This window comes from Microbulbifer sp. HZ11 (genome assembly GCF_000708675.1).
In the GTDB taxonomy this organism is placed as follows: domain Bacteria; phylum Pseudomonadota; class Gammaproteobacteria; order Pseudomonadales; family Cellvibrionaceae; genus Microbulbifer.
The window spans coordinates 1036768-1057466 of sequence record NZ_JELR01000002.1; the positions used below are offsets into that span (position 1 = coordinate 1036768).

Genomic DNA, 20699 nt, shown 5'->3' on the forward strand with positions numbered 1-20699 from the left:
AGACGATCGGTCACAGAGTGAGCCCCGGGGATACTGCGAGCAGGGAGGGATGGACCAATCATCATCGCTGTGGGCGGCAGAAACTGCGGGGGCCGCCCGATATTTGGCCAAATCGGCTTGTTTAGCCAAAGCTCTATATTCTTATTAATTGGCAATACCAAATATCAACACCGAGGTTACCACAGTATTTAATACTGTAAAGCCCACCCAGAAACCTGTTAGACCAATTCGCGAAAATGTGCACTATCGCAAGTCGTCGGCGAGGCCACAGGGTACCGGCAGGCAAAAAAAAGCCGGGCTAAAAAGCCCGGCAATGCCATCCTGATGATGATGCGAGGAAATCAATGAAACAAAATGCCGCCTACTTAAATTGAGTAACAGGTGAGGAGAACCTCACCACTGAAGTTACTCGATCAATCCCAGCGCCCGCGGCAGGAACTCGCTGATTGCCGGCACCAGAGTAACCAGCGCCAGTACCAGGAACATCATCAGGTACATGGGCAACAGCGGGCGTATCAACGCTGTGATCGATGTTTTGCTAATACTTGCCCCGACAAACAGCACACTGCCCACCGGCGGGGTGCACAGGCCGATACACAGGTTCAGGATCATCACGATACCGAACTGCAGCGGGGACATACCCAGTTCCATCACTACCGGCAGGAAGATGGGGGTAAAGATCAGTACCGCCGGGGTCATATCCATAAAGGCACCCACAGCGAGAAGAATCAGGTTGATGGTCAGCAGGATCAGCAGCGGGTTGTCACTCAGGGTGATCAGCGCCTGGCTGATGGTCTGCGGAATATTCTGGTAAGACATGATCCAGGACATGGCCGAAGACGCAGCGATCAGGAACATCACAATCGCGGTGGTCTCAACGGACTTGGTCAGCAACGCGGGCAGCTGGTCCAGCTTCACTTCCTTGTACACCACACAGGACAGCAGCAGGGAGTAAAGCACCGCGATGGCACTGGCCTCAGTCGCAGTGAAGAAGCCGCTGATAATGCCGCCGATCACGATAAAGATCAGGAACAGGCTGGGCACCGCATCCACGGTTTTCTGTACCGCTTCTTTCAGGGTAGGTTTTTCACCCACCGGGTAGCCTTTGGCTTTCGCCCACAGCCCGCACACCATCATCAGGCCAAGTGCCAGTAACAGACCCGGCAGGTAACCGGCGATAAACAGCGCGGCGATGGACACACCACCGGAGGCCAGGGAAAAGACGATGAGAATATTACTCGGCGGAATCAACAGGCCGGTGGTGGACGAAGCCACGGTCACCGCTGTATTGAAGTTCTTGTCGTAACCCGCCTTGGTCATGGACGGAATCATAAAACCGCCGATGGCCGAAGTGGCCGCCACCGCAGAACCGGAGATGGAACCGAACAGGGTGCAGCTGATGATGTTCACGAACGCTAGGCCGCCGGGCAGCATACCCACCAATACCTTGGCGAAGTCGATAATGCGCCGGGCGATACCGCCGCTGCCCATCAACATACCGGAGAAAATAAAGAACGGAATGGCGAGCAGCGCGAAACTGTCGATGCCGCTGGCCATACGCTGGGCCATGGTAATCATGGCCGGATCAAAATCGATGGTGCACAGCATGGTGAGCACAGTGGCCGCGCCAATACTGATGGAAATGGGAACATTAAGCGCGAGAAGGATCAGAAAACTGACCAGCAATACCAGAACTGCGACTTCCACGATGACTCTCCTCGCTTAAGCTTCGACGGCAGCTTCGGGCTGCTTTTGTTTTTGTTTGGTTTCTGCATCGGCTACAGAAGCGTTTGCGTCGTCGGTGCCATCTGTACCTTCCATATAAGAATGCACTTCGGAATCAAACTCGCAGGGCAACTCTTCTTTTGCAGTGACCAGCTCGGTCAGATGATCGATGGAGAAGAGACAGATCAGCAGGCCGGACAAAGGCAGCACGCTGTACACGTAACCCATGGGCAGGTTCAGCGCCGCGGAGGTCTGCTCCAGCTCGAAGGTGAGCAGCATCAGCTTGGCACCGCCGTAAACCATCGCCAGCGCGGCGAAGGCAAAGCACACCAACACCACAAAAATCTGCAGCGCGCGGCGCTTGGCACCGTGCAACGCATTGCTCAGCAGGTCGATACCCAGGTGGGATTTTTTACGATAGGCGTAGGCGCCACCCAGCAGACCAATCCACACCAGCAGGTAGCGCGCCACCTCTTCGGTATAGGAGCTTGGCTGCATGGGCAGGAAGCGGGTGAGGATCTGCCAGGTCACGTCCAGCACCATCAGTGCCAGCAGCGTACCGAGCACAAAGCCCAGGGCCTTTTCAATTTTCTGCATCATCTTTGCCTTCCACTTTTATTTTTTTAGTGGGCTTTTTTTCAGGAATTAATTAACGGCTTTTATCTGATCCAGCAGATCGCCAACGTCGGTGCCTTTGTAGCTATCGTGCAGCGGCTTCACCGCGTCGATGAAGGGCTGCTTGTCCGGGTAGATCACTTCCACACCGGCGGCCTTCACTGCAGCCAGGGATTCCTCGGTGGATTCCTGCCACAGTTTGCGCTGGTAGGCCACGGCTTCATCGACCGCCTTGTTCAGCCATTCCTGCTGCTGCGGCTCCAGCTTATTCCACACCTCGGTGCTGATCAGCAGCAGGTCGGGCACGTAGGTGTGCTCGTCCAGGGTGTAGTACTTGGACACTTCGTAGTGTTTGGAGAGGTAGAAGCTCGGCGGGTTGTTCTCGGCACCGTTGACCACGCCCTGCTGCAGCGCGGTGTACAGCTCGCCCCAGCTCACCGGGGTAGCGGCACCGCCCAGGGTGTTGACCATCTTGATCGCGGTCTGGCTGTTCTGAACGCGGATCTTCTGGCCGTTCAGGTCTTTCGGGGACTGCACGGCGATATCGTTCATGTAGAAGGAGCGGCTGCCCGCATCCAGGTAACCCAGGCCGCGCAGGCGCGCGCGCTCACAGGCCACCAGCAGATCTTTGCCGATGGGGCTCTGCAGCACACTCCAGAAATGTTCGGAATCGCGGAATACGTAGGGAAGGTTGAAGACCTTCATCTCCGGCACGAAGCCCTCCATGGGGCTGGCGGAGACCTTGGTCATGGCCAGGCTGCCGATCTGCAGCAGCTCGATCAGCTCGCGCTCGCTGCCCAGCTGGCCGCCGGAATAGATGTCGATCCGCATGGTATCGCCGGACAGCGCCCGCAGGCGCTCGTCCATAAACACCATGGCGCGGTGTACGGAGTGCTGCTGGTCCAGGGTGTGGGCCAGTTTGAGGGCCACCTGGTCTTCCTGAAAGCCGCAACTGGCCAGGAATAATGTGCCGCCAGCCAGGGCCGCAGCGCGCAGCTGCCGCCAGAATCTTCTCATTATCATCGTTGTGACCTGTTATTTATTTTTTATCGAGCACAGGTTTTCTGGTTTGTCACCCAATGGGGAATAAACACCCATCCGGCAGACCAGATTGGTCATACCATCGTAGCAACTTGTGGACTCGGTATGCAATCCTGAATTTGCGACTCGTCCGTATATTCCGCTGTCGGAATGATTGCACCCCGGTGGCCAATCACCCGTGCCGCACAGCGGTTGCCCGCGGCAGTGGAGGCCTCGGGACTTGCGCCCTGCAGGCGCGCCGCCAGGTAACCGGCGTTGAAAGAGTCACCGGCACCGGTGGTGTCCACCACGCTGCTGACCGGGGGCACGTCAATGGCGGTCAGCTCGCCTTCGTACTGCAGCAGAACCGGTTCCGCACCGCGCTTGATCACCAGCTCGGATACGCCAAAGCCACAGTTGCGTTTCACGCACTGACCGGCACGCTTGTCGCCCCACAGGGCCTGCTCGTCCTCAAAGGTCAACAGGGCCATATCGGTGTGCTGCAGGAACTCGCTGACGACTTGTCTCGCCGCCGCGGCCGAATCCCACAGGCGCGGACGATAGTTACTGTCGAAGGCCAGGCGGCCGCCCGCAGCGCGGTACTCCTCGAGAAAGGCCAACAGCTCTGCGCGAGCCTCGGCACTCATAATCGCGAGCGTGATACCGGACAGATACAGGCAGTCCATGGTGCGCAGATGGGCTTTCAGGGCCTCACGGCGGTCGGGATCCGCAAACAGCTCCCGCGCAGGTGCCTGGCCGCGCCAATAGGTGAAGTAGCGCTCGCCATCCGGGGTGTTCTGAATCATGTAGAGGCCAGGGCAGCGGCCCGGCAGGCGTGCGATAGCACTGGTGTCAATGGACTCGCCGGCCAACCTGGTGAGCACTTCCTCACTGTAGGGGTCATCTCCCAAGAGGGTCACGTAGCTGACACTGACTCCACCGCGGGCGATATACACCGCGGTGTTGTAGGTATCACCGGCATACGACTGCGCCAGCAGCGGCTTGCTGCCACCGGACTGCTCCTGAACCGACGCCTGCGGCGCCAGTTCCACCATAACTTCTCCCAGTGCTGCCAGTTTCACGGCGTCCACCTCTCGTCCACCTAAATTGTATTTATTCTCGGCGGCCCCTGTTCGCGCTAGCTGCGCAACAAGGCCTTACCAAAACAGCGCACAGGTATAACCAATTTTAATGCGCAAGGCAACCGCAGCACCGCAGACGAAACGCCGTATTCACGCCTCGCCAACTGGTAATGCCACCTTACCAGATTATTCAGGTTTTTCACTGGATTGCAATACGTCAGCAAACAAACACGTGGAATAACTTCTATGGCTGACAGGAATTCGCTAGAATCGCCAGGATAGTGGGACTGGTGGTCAGACAAGTTGCAACGGCATCACACACCAACCACCACACAGACTGCCCACAGGCCGCGATGCCGGCCAATTTAGAATTGATACAAATATCGAGGCGCGATAATCGTGGAACTGCAAGCCGTAAAAGCCGAACGACTCTATTTAAAAGTTGCCGAGCAACTTTCGGGACTGATCACCAGCGGTTCGATCAAACCCGGAGAACGCCTGCCCTCGGAGCGGGTACTGGCGGACAAGCTAGGGGTCAGTCGCCCCACTATCCGCGAAGCAATGATTGCCCTGGAAATTTCCGGCGTCATTGAAATCCGCACCGGCTCCGGCATCTACGCCACACAGAAACAGTATCAGCAGTCACAACCGGAAATTGGCGATAAAGGCGTGGGCCCGTTCGAGATTCTGGAAACCCGTTTCATTATTGAGTCGGAAGCCTGCGCACTGGCCGCGGCCCGCATCAGCAGCGAACAAATCCGTGAACTGAAGCAGGCGGTCAAGGAAATGGAAGAGGAGGAGACCCGCGCGGACGCATCCGAGAAAGCGGACTGGAAATTCCACAGCATTATTGCCGAGGCTTCCCAGAACACCGCGATCATCGGTATCGTCAACTGGCTGTGGGAGTTGCGCAACCAGTCGGAACTCAGTACCGGCTTTATGGAGCGACTGCGTGCAGAGGGTGTTCATCCATCAATCGAAGATCACCGCAAGATTATTCTGGCACTGGAACAGCGTAACCCGGAAAAGGCGCGCGCGGCCATGCGCAATCATATCGACAATGCCACCGCAGCCGCGGCGACCTATTTTGAGCAGGAGCCTGCCTGATCGGCCCGCTCCTGATCCAATATCAGTAAAAAGAAAACACATTCGGCAGCGCGCTTTCGCCACCGGCGGGCGCGCTAGGGAATGTCAGGCAGGGACTCGGCCAGCATCGGCTGCACACCGCTTTCAATCATCCTTGCCAGCTGATCCCACAATTTCACCACGAAGTCTTCACGCTGTAGCAACCCCACCGGCACTATGCCGGAATGGGTCAGCAGAGCGACGACATGATCTCGCGTAGGAAAACTGCTCTGGGATTCTTGCCTTTTCAGCATTTCTACCAATGGCTGGGCCGCGGGATCCTGAAGCGGGAAGCCCTGAGAGGAAGATGTACTCTGGAAAATATAGGCGACCCACGCCGCAACAATGCTGATCAAAAACGAGCTTGGTTCACCGCGCTCGAACCGCTCCGCGATCGGCGCCAAAATACGCTGGGGTAATTTTTGACTACTGTCGGAGGCGACCTGACGGCAGGTATAGGGAACGGACGGGTTGGAAAATCGGTTAAGCAGCGTTGCGCAGTACTCATCCAGGTCAACATCGGGCAACGGCTGCAAGGTAGGCCGCAGCTCCCGCTGCATCATCACCTGCACAAACTTTCTGATTTGTGTGTCGGCAGCGGCTTCGTAAATATAGGAATAGCCACTGAGCGCCCCGAGAAATGCCAGCGCCGAGTGACTGCCATTTAGCAGCCCCAGCTTCATCCGCTCGTAGGGGGCGACATCGCGCACCACGCTGACACCCACCGAGCGCCAGTCTGGCGTCGGCGCAATAAAGTTATCTTCAATCACCCACTGACGAAAATTCTCACTCAGCAGGCAGCCGGTGTCCCGGTAGCCTGCGGCATTCTGAATACTCTCGGCAATACCATCGCTGGTGGCGGGGACCATGCAGTCCACCATGGTGCTGCAAAAGCCAATTTCGCGGGCCATCCAGGTGGCGAGGCCGCTGTCCTGTATCCGCGCCGCTGCCAGCAGAGAGTCGCGCAACAGGGCGCCATTGTCTGGCAGGTTGTCGCAGCTCAGCAGGTTGAACCCCGCGAGGCCGCGTTCGTGCCGCAGCCGGCAGGCTGCCAGCAGAAATCCCACCATGGTTTTCGGTGACTGCGGGTGCAGCACATCGTGCTCAATATCCGGGTGTGAAAGATTCAGCTCGCGACCGCCAGGCTTCAGGCAATACCCTTTCTCGGTTACTGTCACCGTCACCACATGAGTCGACTCTGAAGCCAGGGCGTCAATCACCGCAGCGGGACTCTCCGGTGCCACCAGCACCTTTGCCACCGAACCCACTACTCGTAAACTTTCTGCAGCCGAAGCGCGCTCGCACAGGGTGTAGAGACAGTTCTGGGACTTCATGCGGTCGCGCACATCCGGATTGCGCAGGCTTACCGCAGTGATGCGCCAGTTACCACCGCACTTGCGCAGCAGGTCATCCACGTATACGGCCTGGTGGGCGCGATGAAAATTGCCAATTCCTATATGCACAATCCCACACCCGTGATCGGCAGGATTGTAACCGGGCATGGCGACACCGCTGCCAAGGGTATTCCGTTTCTCAGAGACCGACTTGAGAAACTGCAGGTACAGCTTAGCGGGTAAGGACGCTTGCTTCGACAAGACAGGCATTACGCCCCCTAACCAATGGCATTCAGTGTGTGGATTACACCGCGCAGCTCCGCCAACCCTTTGAGACGGCCCATATACGAGTATCCAGGTTTCGACGATCCTTCCTGTAACTCGTCGGCCATCAGGTGGCCATGATCCGGCCGCATCGGAATATCGCACCCCGCACCTGAGTTGCGGCGACGCGCCTCTTCTTCCAGCAGTGCACGAATCAACCCGACCATGTCATTGTCACCGGCGAGATGATCAGACTCATAAAAAGAACCATCCGCTTCCCGAATAACATTGCGCAAATGCACGAAGTAAATGCGCTCGGCAAATTCCCGAGTCATGGAAACCAGGTCGTTATCCGCACGCGCGCCAAAGGAACCCGCACACATGGTCAATCCATTGGATGGGCTAGGGTAGGCCGCCAGCAAAGCCCGCGCATCTTCCGCCGTCGACACCACTCGCGGCAGGCCGAACAGGGAAAAGGGCGGATCGTCCGGGTGAATACACATTTTCACACCCGCCGATTCTGCTACGGGAATGATCTCCTGCAAAAAGAGGAACAGGTTTTCCCGATAGCGATCGGTACCCAGTGCGTTAAACAGCTCGATGGAGCGTCGGATACTATCGCGGTCGTGCGAGCCTTCACCGCCTGGCAAGCCGGCGATAATGTTGCGCTCCAGCTGTGCCAATTCATCGCTGGTTTTCGTTTGCAGGTAGGTCTGTGCACGAGCCAGAACCTCCGGTGGGTAGTCCCCCTCTGCACCCGGGCGCTTTAATACATGAATGTCGTAGGCGGCAAAGTCTGCCATCTCAAAACGCAGGGCCTGGCTGCCGTTGGGCAGGGTGTAGTTCAGGTTAGTGCGGGTCCAGTCCACCACCGGCATAAAGTTGTAGCAGACGGTGGTTACCCCGGCTTTGCCGGCATTGATGACGGACTGGCGGTAGTTTTCGATCATTCGCTCGAAGTCGCCGGTGCGCGCCTTGATATCATTGTGGACCGGGATGCTTTCGATGACGGACCAGCTGAGACCTTCCGCCTCGATCATCGCCTTGCGCTGCTGGATCGCTTCTTCCGGCCACAATTCGCCCGCTGGAATCTCGTGCAATGCACTTACGATTCCCGTTGCTCCCGCCTGGGCAATATGCCGCAGGGTGATTCCGTCGTCTGGTCCAAACCAGCGCCATGTCTCTTGCATCGGACTATTCCTGTTCGTTCGACTTCAGCGGCCTTGCCTGCGCGAGCTTCAGCTCTAGCGACAGACCCAGCGTGATGACACACACAACTGGTAAGACCACCGGACCAATTAAACTCAGTTTTACCGCAAATAACAAGAGTCAGTATCGGCAAAGCGCCGGTTTTACATAACACCAAGGTCAATTGATCACCTTTTGATCACCCCGCGCCCCTGAAGCGGGTGATTTCACGCCAATTATGAGTGATTTATTGCGTTTCCGTTAAAAAGTCTAGTGGCATGATTGTAAGGCCAGATAAAGCTGCTTACATTTTCCTTGCTGGCCGATGGGGTTGTGTTCGCGCCAGCGGGGGTCGGTACGCCGCGGTGGTTATTTGGTTGCCGGCCCACCAAACACTCTGATGCCGCGTATTAAACGCGTGTACCAGCCACCCAAACCTGGAATTTTTTCCGGAGATAATAATGAATAAACAACAGCGATTAATGAGAAGGATAAATGGCAAGTCCTTACTCCCCATGATAGTCACCGCAACCACAGCACTGAGCGCCACACTGAGCGCGCCCTCACTGGCAGGGCCCGGCTACAAGGGCGGCCAGCCCCTCCCTACCAGCTTCAGCCAGACCATCAATGCCGCCGACTACGGTGTTATTGCCAACGACGGCATGGACGATGCCGCGGCGCTGCAGAACATCATCGACAGCATGATTCCCCTGGGCAATTCGCCATCCAACCGCGTGGCCATTCAGTTGCCTGCCGGGGAGATTCACCTGGATGATGAAGTGCATGTGGACCGCTCCGGCGTGGTGATTCTCGGCGCGGGCAACAACCCCTCTACCGGTACCAAGATCACCGTGCGCAGCTGGCAACCCTACGGGGCCGATTCCAGCGGGGCGCCGGATTTCGACAAAAAGTACTGGCCGGGTTTTGGTGCCTTCCGCGTGGAAACCCGCATCAAGCATTCCGGTGAGCAGAACTACGAAGGCAGTATCAATTTCCACTGGAAGCACAGTATCGAGTTCGACCAGACCGCCTCTCTCGGCGATACGGTACTGCACCTGGAAAACAACGGTGCGAGCAAATTTTCCGTGGGCGACCTGATCTATGTGGGGGCCGCCACCGATACCGCGTTCCTGGACCTGGGTCAGGTACCGAGCAGCAAGCGCTCAAAGTCGCACCTGAAAACCGGGCATATGCGCACGCAGATTTTCACCGTCACCGCGCGCAATACCAGTAACGATACCGTCACTCTGGATGCTCCGCTGGAATTTGATATTCCCATCAACAATAGCAGCGGCTACAAGAGCCGTGTGATGCCGGTGACGGCGGTTAAAGACGTGGGCTTCCGCGACTTTTATCTGGAGATGTCCACCACCGGTACCAACTGCGCGGGCTATAACGGCGACGATTACTCCGCTTCAAACCCCGCAGGTGTCGGCCTCAAGTATGTGAACTTGTGCCCGGAAGATGCCATCCACGGCATCGTTTTCAAATGGGCGGCCGACGGTTGGGTGGAGAATGTGCGCATGGAAATGATGGGTTCGCATCCACTGGTGACCGAATTCGCCCGCCATATGACGTTCAAGGACAACTATTTCCACGGCTCCTGGAACAAGGGCGCCGGTGGCAATGGCTACTTCCGCGGTTCCAAACTCTATAACAGCCTGATTCAGGGCAACACTCTGTCGCGTTTGCGCCATCTCACCCTGCAGTGGTCTGCCACCGGCAATATCGTCGAGAACAATACCCTCGACAGCGATATCAACCTGCACGGTGGCTGGGAGCGCAACAATCTGATCCGCAACAATACCGTGGCGGTACCCTTCGAGCACCGAAACTGGAGCAACGGCGCACCCGACTCCGGCACCTGGCAACCCATCTGGTATGGCTCCGGAGATCACGCCAGTAACTGGTCGGGCCCCACTGGGCCGAACAATGTATTCCTGAATAACAACTTCTCCAAGGCGACCAGCGCCGGCGCACCTATTGCACCCTGGGGTCTGTTTGACACGCCGGGAGTCAGCTATGCGTTTGCCTGGGATGGTAGCCAGTTCATGCATCTGAATGTGAGCGGCACGCCGGTGACTACCTGGAACCAGAGCTACGCGGAAGATGTGCACGCCCAGATGCCGTTATCGGGGGTGTATACCGGTGGTAGTTCCAGCGGTGGATCCAGTTCATCGAGCAGCTCATCCAGTAGTTCGTCGAGCAGTTCCAGCTCTTCCAGTAGTAGCTCTGGCGGCAGCAGTAGCTCCGGCAGCTCGTCCGGGGGAAGTTCCAGCTCCAGTGGTGGCAGCGGCAGCTGCAGCAGCTATATCGACCTGCCGTGGGACAGCCGCGAAGAAATCACCCTGAGCAGTAGTGGCAGCTGTGTACGTTTCGATCGCGATCTCGCCGGGGAGAGCCTGCAGGTCTGGGACAGCGATGCCAATGGCAGCTGTAATTTCCGCGGCAGTATTACCTCTGTCAACGGCAGCGGTTCACTGTCAGTCAACAGCAACTACGCATCTTCGAATGGCTTCAGCGGAACTGTTCTGAAGTTCCAGCCGAGCAACGGCTGTGTATATGTAAAAACACGGGCCTACTGATCCGGCCTGCTGTCAGAGGAGCGGCGCCCGGCGCCGCTTTTTTTGCCCTAAAAAAAGCCCCACTCGAGGTGGGGCTGCAATGTTGGCGGAGAGAGGAAGATATCTGCTAGCCGAGGTCACCAAGTTTGAGGTGATCCATATCGTCGAACTGCTGGTTTTCGCCACCCATAGCCCATACAAAACTGTAATTGCAGCTGCCGGCACCACTGTGGATGGACCAGTGCGGAGAGGCAATCGCGGTCTTTGGCGCGAGCGGCAGTGAGCGGGTTTCATGGGGCTGCCCCATAAAATGGAATACCCGCTCGTCCTGGGGGAAATCAAAATACAGATACACCTCGGTGCGGCGACGGTGAGTGTGCGGTGGCTTGGTATTCCACACACTGCCACTGGCCAGCCGGGTAATACCCATCACCAGCTGACAACTGTCCACCACACCGGGGCAGATAGATTGACAGATCACCCGCTCGTTACTGCCATCGATACTGCCGAGCTCTACACGGTTGGCTTTGTCCAGCGGGATATGCACGGTTTCCGTTGCGCGGTGCGCCGGGTAGCTAACCAGATAGAATTCCGCCGGCGCACTGTCGTCTGCGCTGGTGAAGGTTACTGTTTGGCTTCCGCGCGCCACATACAGGCTGTCGAATTTTTCCATCGGGTATTCTTTGCCGTCCACCACGACAACACCGGTACCGCCGATATTCACTACACCCAACTCGCGTCGCTCGCAAAAATACGCACTGGCGAGCTCTTTGTGAGTGGGCAGTGAAAGTGGCTGCTGCACGGTAGGTACTGCCGCGCCCACTACGGCGCGGTCCACATCCGTATAAGTGAGATTCAGAGCGCCACGCTCAAACAGCGACTCCATGCAAAAAGATTCGCGTAACTCTGCATTGGTCATGCGCTGATAGCGCACACTGTCCGCACTATGTAGAAATTGCATTGTGACTCCTTAACACGTGGATATTTATCTTGACGCTTTCGTGCTTTTCACAAAAAGCGAATAATTTCACAGGGGGTTAGACCTGTACCGCCACTGGGAACGGCGATATACAAAGAGGATCATGGCCAACAGAATGAGAAATTGCGGCTCGATCGCGCCACCCTTACTACCCGCTCCCCCGGCATTCTGATTACTTGAAGCATCGGAATTATCAATTGTCTCGTCCGGTCCCCCGGAATCCCCGGAATCCCCGGAATCTCCGGAATCTCCGGAATCTCCGGAATCTCCGGAATCTCCAGAGTCCCCGGCGTCGGTCGTTTCCTGATATTCGAGGGAGAACCAGTTCAGGTTCAAATCATTGCTAAACTGCAAAGTGAGGACCTGCGAGCCAGTTTCGAGGTGACCCAGTTCGATATCGAATGTCGTAAAGCTGCCTTCGCTTCCAGTACTCGCAAGCGCCTGTTCGGTTACCACCAGCTGATCGTCGACTCGAACATCCAGGGTGATCTCGTCCAGCGGAATCGCTGCACGCATCTGCATATGGTAAGGGCCCGCCTGGGTAATAAGAATGTCGTAGTGCAGAAGATCCTCACTGGAAATCCAGCCCACATGAAAATCTCCGTCGCTGTCGGTGGTAGCTTCTATATCCACAACACCGGAACGATACTCTCCACCTTTGTTAACCGGGGAGGCATCGCTGGCTCTGGAGTAGTCTTCGGCTTCGACCCGGGTTTTCTGACTTCCATTGACCACCTGCAGGACATCCAGCGTATTCGTGACGCTGCTGCAGATCACCCACTGTATCGAATCTACGGTGATAGCTTCACATCGTTCGAAAGCAAAATCTGCACAGGCATCGGCAAACTTTTCCTGCGCGGCAGAAAAGGTGTGATCTGCCACCGCACAGTATTCGTCATCCGAATCAGTTTCTGCGGCGTCGCCGGAGGCCCTTACGTAGCAGTTCTTGGCAGCCCCTGGCTGCGGATCACCAAAAACGTCGGACGCGCACTGTACATCGGCCGTCTGGTTATACAGATAGAAGAAGCTGCCTTTTGCACCATAGGCGACATCCTGCACCCCCGTAACGGTAACGGTTTCCCCCTCCCTGGCCGCGAAGGTGAACCCTTCCGGTCCACTGTCCGCCTGTGGCAAGTCGAGATCGATCACCTGTACGTGCAACGGCAGGCTGGTGCTATCGCCCTTTTCCTGAAGGTAGTAGTAGAGTTTCCCGTTATAAATATGCGGAACTCCGTGGCCAAAGGCCGAGCCACTACCGGTTTCATATACCGTCTGAAAATCATTGGTGCCGCCGTCGGTGGCCTGAACCCAAGGGCGACCACTTTTCAGTCCGATGATGTAAACCTTGTCGCCGGAGGTGTACAGCTTGTCAGCACCGGCAAACTCCGTAGAGTGAATAAATTCACTGCTTCCAGAGGGCTTATAGGAGTGCAGATAGACGGTTTTATTGACGACCTGATCTTTGACTTTGCTGATGATATGCACATCACCACGATCCGTTACGGTAAAATCAAAACCGCTGACGATATACACTTCGTCTTTTCCGGTCGCCTCAACCAGATCACCGGGTTCATAGACTTTTAATGGCTGCGGATCCACCAGGGGGATCGCGAATTCTTCCCCCCGGTGGGTTTTCCACTGATTTTTTCCGTTCTGGTCATCAGAATAGGCGTAGAAGATGCCGTTCTGATACAGAAACTTGTCATTCTTGTTACCGCTTCGTGTCTGGAACGCCGTTCGCAGCTTTCCATTCACAAACTTCATATCGCCATACAGTCCCCAATTGTGGTCGAGGTCCGGGCTTTTCGCGGCCTGATTCAGATGGTTGAACTGGGTGAAGCTATCCCAGGTCTCTGTTGCTGCATCATATTTCGTAAATACGTAGCCACCGTTGTCGTTTCCACCTGTGCGCATAAAGAACATCAGGTCATTGTTCTCATTCAGAAAGAAAGTCGGGTAGGTGAGGTCCTGAAACTGGGCGGGGTCGGCCACACCATTCAGGCTCACATGGCCGTAGTCACCCGGCTGGTCTTGCACAAATAAATCGAGCGTAAACTCGTCATCAGGAACGGTTGCGGCATCTACAGTTGTGAAGGCATAACGAAAATAGTCATCAGGAAATTGACTACTCGAATAGGAGTGCATGTCGTAAAGGATGTGCAGTTTGCCATCCTTGGGGCTGATGCCAATCGCCGCCGTATTGTGTGACTCCCCGATCCACCAGTCCCCCCGTAGCCCGGTATGCCGATGGGGAAACTCAATGGTTTTCACCGTTTCGGTCTGGGTGTTGTAGCGGGACAGCATCAGGTTGCGCGCATCCTTGCCACCCTTGTACCAGGTGGTAAAGATGAACTGGTCGAAAACTTTTATTGCATCTCCGTGGGCGGAAATGCGCGGACCAAATTTGTAGTCGTATACCTCGCTATTGCCGTTGTCCGGCGTTTCGTAACCGACTTTCTTCCCATTAAAGTAGAGCCCGTTATCAGCCACCCTATATTGACTTTCAAATTCAATATCCGCATAAACCGCCGGAGACAGCAGACCTGCCAAGGTAAAGAGGGGCAGCAACCCCCGTTTTAGTCGGGACTTGCTTCGATGTCTGCAGTGGATGCAGCGCATGGAAAAACTCCTTGAAAAATGGTCTTTTGTTGAGGTCTGACCAAGAGCCTGCCCGGTATTGCTCTCTCCAGGAAGAAGCAATACCTAGGCCCGGCCATTGCGATGCAGCGTCATTTTTGGCGACGGTTATTCTTTCTCGACACTTGCCGCACGATCACTTTCCAGCGCCTGTGCGGTCGTCTTCAAGTACTCCACAAACTGCGCGCGGTTCTGCACATCGTCATCCCGCCACACTGCCGCGAATTGATAGCGCGCTTCGCTGCCGCCGTTTAGCAGTACCAGGTGGTTGTATTCATCGTCGGTAATCTGCTGCAGATCTTCGTTGCGGAAGAAAATCGCCATGCCGAGATTGTCGTCGGCCAGGCTCTGCTTGCCCCAGGTGGCGAGATAGCCCCACTCGCCACTACCCGGTTCCGAAAGCAGTGGTTCCAGGCCGTGGCGCACGATGCCGGTGGCCCAGGTTTCCGCAGGTGCGTCGGCCCGGGCGTGCACCTGAGTCAGCCGCGAGCCTGGCTCGATTCGCAGTGTCATCTCGAGGTCGCGCTCGGTCCCCGCGGACTGCCAACCGGCGTAGCGCACGCGCACACCGGAAACTTCCGTTTCGTTAAATATTTTTACGGATGCACCAGCGAAATCCCGCACACCGTCAAGTTTGCCCTGGTGCCAGACACCGACACCGCCAAGACCGAGGGACGGGCCGACTTTCAGGACGTCCATACCCCAGTCGGCCAGTGCGTGATAGTCGGTGCCGTCCTGGCCCACTTGCGGCAGCACCAGTTGCGGCTGCGTCTTGCCGAAAATATCGATGGCCGCGCGCTCATCGAAATACAGCCGGTAGGCCACCTGTTCCGATTCCCAGCCTGGGCCTTCATACTTGAACAGACGGTTGCCGATCTGGTGGTCATCCGGCAGCTGCATATAATCCACAGGCACGTATTCACCGCCCTGCAGCCTGCCGTCCTCTCCCGCTACGCCACCGCGACGTACCGCCAGTTCTGCGTAGGCGCCGCGCACAGCGGATTGCTCCACGGGCGCCGGGTCACCAGATTCGGGGTTCGGCGCAGCCATCGCCACCTGGTCGGTTTCGGACTTTGCGGCGGCGTCTCCACCACGATGATCGGCACAGCCACTGGCGGCAATTAGGGTGATGGTGGCGGCCAGCGCCGCTTTGTGCGTGAAATCCAACATTATTGTTTCCCCACCTAGACTTTATGGTAAGGCCAACATACACTACTGCAACTGGTATTACCACATGACCAAATAAATGAATGTGGCGGCGGGGGAATAGCGACCCGCCTATGCGTGCCCACAGTGAACCCTGGCATTTGATACGATCGTGCCAATTGGTTGACGCAACCAGTACAACGGATAACAGTAATAAAGGTGGCATCATGACCCTGAACCGAAGCCTGCAACTCGGGCTGGGACTGCTGATCGGCAGTCTCTGCACCAGCATCCACACTTCAGCCAACGCTTTCGCCAGCGCCAGCGGTGCCGCCCAGGCAGAGTACTGGCCGGAACCAATCGCCTGGCAGGCTCCGACTGCCGAGGTTCCGGCCTACGCCGACAAACTCTCTCCCGCGCTCACCCAGGCGGACATTACCGCCGCCGCCAACCGCGTGGCAGACTGGCAGCTCAGCCAGTACGACCTGCGCAGCAACATGATGCGACCGGAAGGCCGCGCCAGTGGACTTCCCCAGGGCTGGATGTACGCCACCTGGCAGATTGGCCTGCTGGAATGGGCCAAGGTCAGCAAGCAGCTCCCCTATGAGCAGGCGGTGATCAATAATTCTGAGGTGAACTTGTGGAGGCTCGGTCCGCGCGTACACCACGCCGATGACCATGCGATGGGCGCGGTGTACCTGGATCTGTACAAGCGCATGGGTGGCGAGGAGAAAATCGCCCATCTGAAACAGCAGTTCGACAAGGTGCTGGCAGACCAACCAGATACCAGCCTCTATTTTGATGACGATGACAAGTTTCATCAGGACCTTGCCCACCGCAATTTCGACGACCCTGCCTGCACCATCCGCTGGTGCTGGGCCGACGCCATCTTTATGGCACCGCCGGTATGGGCCGAGCTGGCCCGTATTACCGGCTCGCAGAAATACCTGGACTTTATGGACAAGGAATTCTGGGTCACCACCGATTACCTGTACAACAAAGACGAAAAACTCTACCTGCGCGACAGCCGCTATTTTGAGCGCAAAGACAGCAAGGGCCGCCTGATTTACTGGGGCCGCGGTAACGGCTGGGTACTCGCCGGCATCGCGCGCACGCTCAAGGCACTACCGGATCACTTTGCAGAAAAAGAGCGCTATGAAACCCTGTTTGTGGAAATGAGTGAGCGCCTGGTAGACCTGCAACAGAAAGACGGCAGCTGGCCGTCATCACTGCTGGAAATTGAAGAGCAGTCGCCACCGGAATCCAGCGGCACCGGCCTGCTGGTGTATGCGCTGGCCTGGGGTGTCAACAGCGGCCTGCTGAAAGAAGAAAAATACGTAGACGCGGTACACAAAGGCTGGGCATCGCTGGTTGACAGCGTACAGCCGAACGGCAAGCTGGGCTGGGTTCAGCAGGTCGCCTTTGCACCGGGCTCCGCCACCGCGGAAGATACCCAACTGTACGGCACCGGCGCATTGTTGCTGGCCGCCTCTGAAGTGATTCAGCTGGACGGACACAAGGGAGATGCACAATGAGCGATTATCTGCAGCAGCAGTTTGGCCTTGAGGGCAAAGTCGCCATGGTGACCGGTGCCAGCCGCGGCCTCGGCAAAGCGATGGCCATGGCCCTTGGCCGCGCCGGAGCACGGGTAGTGGTGGTGGGTTCTACACCCGCCAGCGCCGAGAATGCGCAACAGGAACTGAGCACCGAAGGCATCGACACCATCGCACTGGGTTGCGACCAGTCTCAGCCGGCACAAATCGACGCGCTGTTCCGCGAAGTGGAATCCCGCTTTGGCCGCCTGGACATTCTGGTGAACAACGCGGGCACAATCCGCCGCGCACCCGCGGTGGATTATTCCGATGACGACTGGAACGCGGTGATGGACACCAACATCAACGGCGTATTCAGAATGTGCCGCGCCGCCGGCGCGATGATGCTGAAGCAGGGTTCCGGCAAGATTATCAATATTGCCTCGCTGCTCAGCTTCTCCGGCGGTATTACTGTGCCCGCCTACGCTGCCAGTAAAGGCGCGGTATCCCAGCTCACCAAGGCACTGGCCAACGAGTGGGCGGTAAACAATATTCAGGTCAATGCCATTGCACCGGGCTATTTCGCCACCGACAACACCGCCAACCTGCGCGCGGACGCCGAGCGCAATGCGGCGATCAGCGCGCGTATTCCCGCGGGGCGCTGGGGTAATCCGGAAGATCTGGCCGGTGCCGCGGTGTTCTTGGCCTCTCCCGCCGCCAACTATATGAATGGCCATATTCTCTTAGTAGACGGCGGCTGGATGGCCCGCTAGCGAATACCGGGAAAATTACTGCGCGTACGTCTGACGACGCCCGACTGTGCTGGTGCGCCAGCCCGGTCGCTGCTCACGTACTAGTGTACGCTCCGCGGTCTGTGCGCAGGCGGTCACCACCAGACACCCGCTCGCTACATTTTCTCGGCATTCGCAATACTTTTAGAAAATTGATTTAGGCAAATCCGAGAAACTATTTCGATAAAAATTTACGGAGCCAACCATGCAACGCGTAGAGGAATCATCCTCACCCTCAGGCACCGCACTGTTTTTTTGCGGTGCTTTTTTTTACCTGTTGTTTTCCACAGCCTGGGCTTCAGCGCTACAGGAACAGCAGTTGTTCAATAGCGACTGGGAATACCTGCAGGACGAACGGCTATCGCCACCGCCGCTCAATGCGGCGGGTGCAATGGACGTGACACTGCCTCACACCTGGAACGCCACCGATACCGTGGATGCACAGCCCGGTTACCGACGCGGTGCGGGCTGGTATAGCAAGCGATTTCGTATCGCGGATAATCTGCCCAACGGCACACGCCACAAGCTCTACTTTGAGGGCGCCAATCAGAAGGCGCGGGTTTACCTGAATGGGCGCATGATCGGCGAACATATTGGCGGCTACCTGGGCTTTACCGTCGAGCTTACCGAACACCTGCAGCCCGATGCCGACAACCTGGTGCAGGTGCGCGTATCCAATGAATACGATCGCAACCTGATTCCTTCACAAAAGGCCGACTTTTTTATTCACGGCGGCCTGACCCGCGATGTATGGCTGCAGCAGTTACCTGCAGAACACATTCAGTCTGTAGCGATCACCACCCCCAATGTCAGTCATGAATCGGCGCAGACAAAGGTGCGGATCACCCTGGAAAAATCGTCCGCAGCCAGCACCAACGACAAGGCAGCGCGCCTGCAGTTGACACTGTTGGACCCTGCGGGAAAACCCGTAAGCAGCAGCGAAACCGAGATTGACGGCGAGCAGGCGGAGGCCGAGCTGCCACTGTTGCAACGACCGCAACTCTGGTCCTCGGGTTCACCGGCGCTGTACACATTGGTTACCGAGCTGCAGAACGCCAACGGTAAAACCCTGCACCAGCATCGCGAGCGTTTCGGCTACCGCTGGTTTGAGATGCGCCCGAACCAGGGCTTCTTCGTCAACGGGGAGCGGGTGCTGATTCGCGGCACCCACCGCCATGAAGAGCACGCAGGAATCGGTGCCGCCATGAGCAATGACCAGCACCGTGCGGATATGCAACAGATCAAACAGATGGGGGCCAATTTTGTGCGCCTCGCGCACTACCCCCAGGACCCGGAAATCTACCGCGCTGCAGACGAACTCGGGCTGATCCTGTGGGATGAACTACCCTGGTGTCGCGGCGGTATGGGCGGCGAGATGTGGAAAGAGAATACCGAGCGGCTGCTGCGGCAGCAGATCGAGCAGAACTTCAATCATCCGAGCATCGCCTTCTGGTCCCTGGGCAACGAGATTTACTGGGAAGAGGACTTCCCCGGTGGTGGCGACGATGCGGTAGTGCTGCCCTATCTCAAGCACTTGAACAAGGTCGCCAAGGAACTGGATCCGCAGCGCATGACCACCATCCGCAAGTACTATCCGGGTGCGGAAGTGGTGGATGCCTTCTCCCCCTCCATCTGGGCGGGATGGTATGGCGGTGCCTACGGCCAGTATGGAGCAGCGCTGGAAGACGCGATGGGTAAATACCCCGCCTTCCTGCATATGGAATACGGTGGCTCCAGCCACCGCGGCAGGCATACGGAAACGCCCATCGATAAAAACGGTATCCCCGATGCCCAGGTATCCGTCACCGAAGCCATGAATCAGGCGGTAGTAAAAAGCGTGGCCAAGGACAGCGACTGGAACGAAAACTACATGGTGGACCTGTTCGACTGGCACCTGTCGGTGAGCGAAGGCACCGAAAATTTCGCCGGCAATGCACAGTGGGCTTTCAAGGATTTCGGTACCCCGCTGCGCCCGGAGAATCCCGTGCCCTATATCAACCAGAAGGGGCTGGTAGACCGCGCCGGCAACCCCAAGGATGCCTACTACGTTTTCGCGAGCTACTGGGCCGATACACCTTTTTGCTGGATTGAATCCCACACCTGGACCGTGCGCTTTGGGCCGGAGAGCGGGCGGCCAGTCAAGGTGTACTGCAATACCGATTCCGCCGAGCTCTTCCTGAACGGAAAAAGCCTGGGCAGGAAAAAGCGCAAGCCAGGGCAGTTTCCCGCCCATGGCCTGGTATGGCAGGTACCCTTCATGGAAGGAGAAAACACGCTGCGCGCCGTGGGCACAAATACCACCGGCAACAAGGTCGCCGAGGACGAATACGGTCTCACATACCACATAGGAGAGCCGGGCAAGACGGAGAAAGTTGTACTTAGCGCAACACGCGACGCCAGCGGCGACTACCTGGTTACCGCAGAAGCCCAGGACAAACAGGGCAGACGCGCAATCGATTTCAGCGAGCGCGCCTATTTCTCGGTACTCAATGGCGGCGGGGAACTGGTGGAAAACCAGGGCACCTACGTCGGCTCATCCATCATCGAAATGGCCAATGGCCTTGCCACCATACGGTTCAAACCTGGAAATCGACCGGCGATCGTGGAATTCCGCACCCAGAACACCAAGGGCGCCTATGTCGAGCTTCCCGCGGCGGAAGACCGCTGATCATCCAATCCCACCCCAGCGAGAGGCGC

Annotated in this window: 14 protein-coding genes; 5 read left to right on the forward strand and 9 right to left on the reverse strand. The window is 57.1% G+C overall.

The window, feature by feature from the left end; all coding sequences use genetic code 11:
- Positions 1-405: 405 nt before the first annotated feature.
- The 4 genes from AU11_RS12080 to AU11_RS12095 all read right to left on the reverse strand — a co-directional run bounded on the left by AU11_RS12080 (position 406) and on the right by AU11_RS12095 (position 4442).
- The gene (locus tag AU11_RS12080; RefSeq protein WP_043319610.1) at positions 406-1707 is read right to left on the reverse strand and encodes a TRAP transporter large permease; all 1302 of its coding nucleotides are present in this window, start codon (positions 1705-1707) and stop codon (positions 406-408) included.
- Between the two features lie 15 nt (positions 1708-1722).
- On the reverse strand, positions 1723-2322 hold the full coding sequence (locus AU11_RS12085) for a TRAP transporter small permease (RefSeq protein ID WP_081848182.1): 600 nt from the start codon (positions 2320-2322) through the stop codon (positions 1723-1725).
- A 48-nt stretch (positions 2323-2370) separates the two neighbouring features.
- Entirely contained in the window at positions 2371-3357 is a 987-nt protein-coding gene (locus AU11_RS12090) for a TRAP transporter substrate-binding protein (protein ID WP_231492021.1), read from the reverse strand.
- A gap of 98 nt (positions 3358-3455) precedes the next feature.
- Positions 3456-4442 (reverse strand): sugar kinase, encoded by a 987-nt coding sequence (locus tag AU11_RS12095; protein WP_231491881.1) that lies wholly within the window; start codon positions 4440-4442, stop codon positions 3456-3458.
- A 399-nt stretch (positions 4443-4841) separates the two neighbouring features.
- Here AU11_RS12095 and AU11_RS12100 point away from each other — a divergent pair, with 399 nt between their 5' ends.
- Positions 4842-5549 (forward strand): FadR/GntR family transcriptional regulator, encoded by a 708-nt coding sequence (locus AU11_RS12100; protein WP_043319614.1) that lies wholly within the window; start codon positions 4842-4844, stop codon positions 5547-5549.
- A 74-nt stretch (positions 5550-5623) separates the two neighbouring features.
- Here AU11_RS12100 and AU11_RS12105 read toward each other — a convergent pair whose 3' ends face one another.
- Positions 5624-7171, reverse strand: a complete 1548-nt coding sequence (locus tag AU11_RS12105; RefSeq protein ID WP_081848092.1) for a mannitol dehydrogenase family protein — start codon at positions 7169-7171, stop codon at positions 5624-5626.
- A gap of 8 nt (positions 7172-7179) precedes the next feature.
- Positions 7180-8355, reverse strand: a complete 1176-nt coding sequence (gene uxuA, locus AU11_RS12110; protein WP_043319616.1) for a mannonate dehydratase — start codon at positions 8353-8355, stop codon at positions 7180-7182.
- Positions 8356-8814: 459 nt separating this feature from the next.
- Here uxuA and AU11_RS12115 point away from each other — a divergent pair, with 459 nt between their 5' ends.
- On the forward strand, positions 8815-10938 hold the full coding sequence (locus AU11_RS12115) for a glycoside hydrolase family 55 protein (RefSeq protein WP_231491882.1): 2124 nt from the start codon (positions 8815-8817) through the stop codon (positions 10936-10938).
- Positions 10939-11044: 106 nt separating this feature from the next.
- Here AU11_RS12115 and kduI read toward each other — a convergent pair whose 3' ends face one another.
- The 3 genes from kduI to AU11_RS12130 all read right to left on the reverse strand — a co-directional run bounded on the left by kduI (position 11045) and on the right by AU11_RS12130 (position 15703).
- A complete protein-coding gene (gene kduI / locus AU11_RS12120) occupies positions 11045-11878 on the reverse strand; it encodes a 5-dehydro-4-deoxy-D-glucuronate isomerase (RefSeq protein WP_043319619.1) in 834 nt (277 codons plus the stop codon).
- 66 nt (positions 11879-11944) lie between these two features.
- Positions 11945-14515 carry a BNR-4 repeat-containing protein gene (locus AU11_RS17785; RefSeq protein WP_081848093.1) on the reverse strand — a complete coding sequence of 857 codons (2571 nt, stop codon included), beginning with the start codon at positions 14513-14515 and terminating at the stop codon, positions 11945-11947.
- A 126-nt stretch (positions 14516-14641) separates the two neighbouring features.
- Entirely contained in the window at positions 14642-15703 is a 1062-nt protein-coding gene (locus AU11_RS12130; protein WP_051687222.1) for a DUF4861 family protein, read from the reverse strand.
- 203 nt (positions 15704-15906) lie between these two features.
- Here AU11_RS12130 and AU11_RS12135 point away from each other — a divergent pair, with 203 nt between their 5' ends.
- The 3 genes from AU11_RS12135 to AU11_RS12145 all read left to right on the forward strand — a co-directional run bounded on the left by AU11_RS12135 (position 15907) and on the right by AU11_RS12145 (position 20670).
- The gene (locus AU11_RS12135; protein ID WP_043319620.1) at positions 15907-17214 is read left to right on the forward strand and encodes a glycoside hydrolase family 105 protein; all 1308 of its coding nucleotides are present in this window, start codon (positions 15907-15909) and stop codon (positions 17212-17214) included.
- Positions 17211-17984 (forward strand): glucose 1-dehydrogenase, encoded by a 774-nt coding sequence (locus AU11_RS12140; protein WP_043319621.1) that lies wholly within the window; start codon positions 17211-17213, stop codon positions 17982-17984. The genes AU11_RS12135 and AU11_RS12140 overlap by 4 nt, the downstream gene beginning before the upstream one ends.
- Positions 17985-18207: 223 nt before the next feature.
- Positions 18208-20670 (forward strand): glycoside hydrolase family 2 TIM barrel-domain containing protein, encoded by a 2463-nt coding sequence (locus AU11_RS12145; RefSeq protein ID WP_043319622.1) that lies wholly within the window; start codon positions 18208-18210, stop codon positions 20668-20670.
- The last annotated feature ends 29 nt before the right edge of the window (positions 20671-20699 follow it).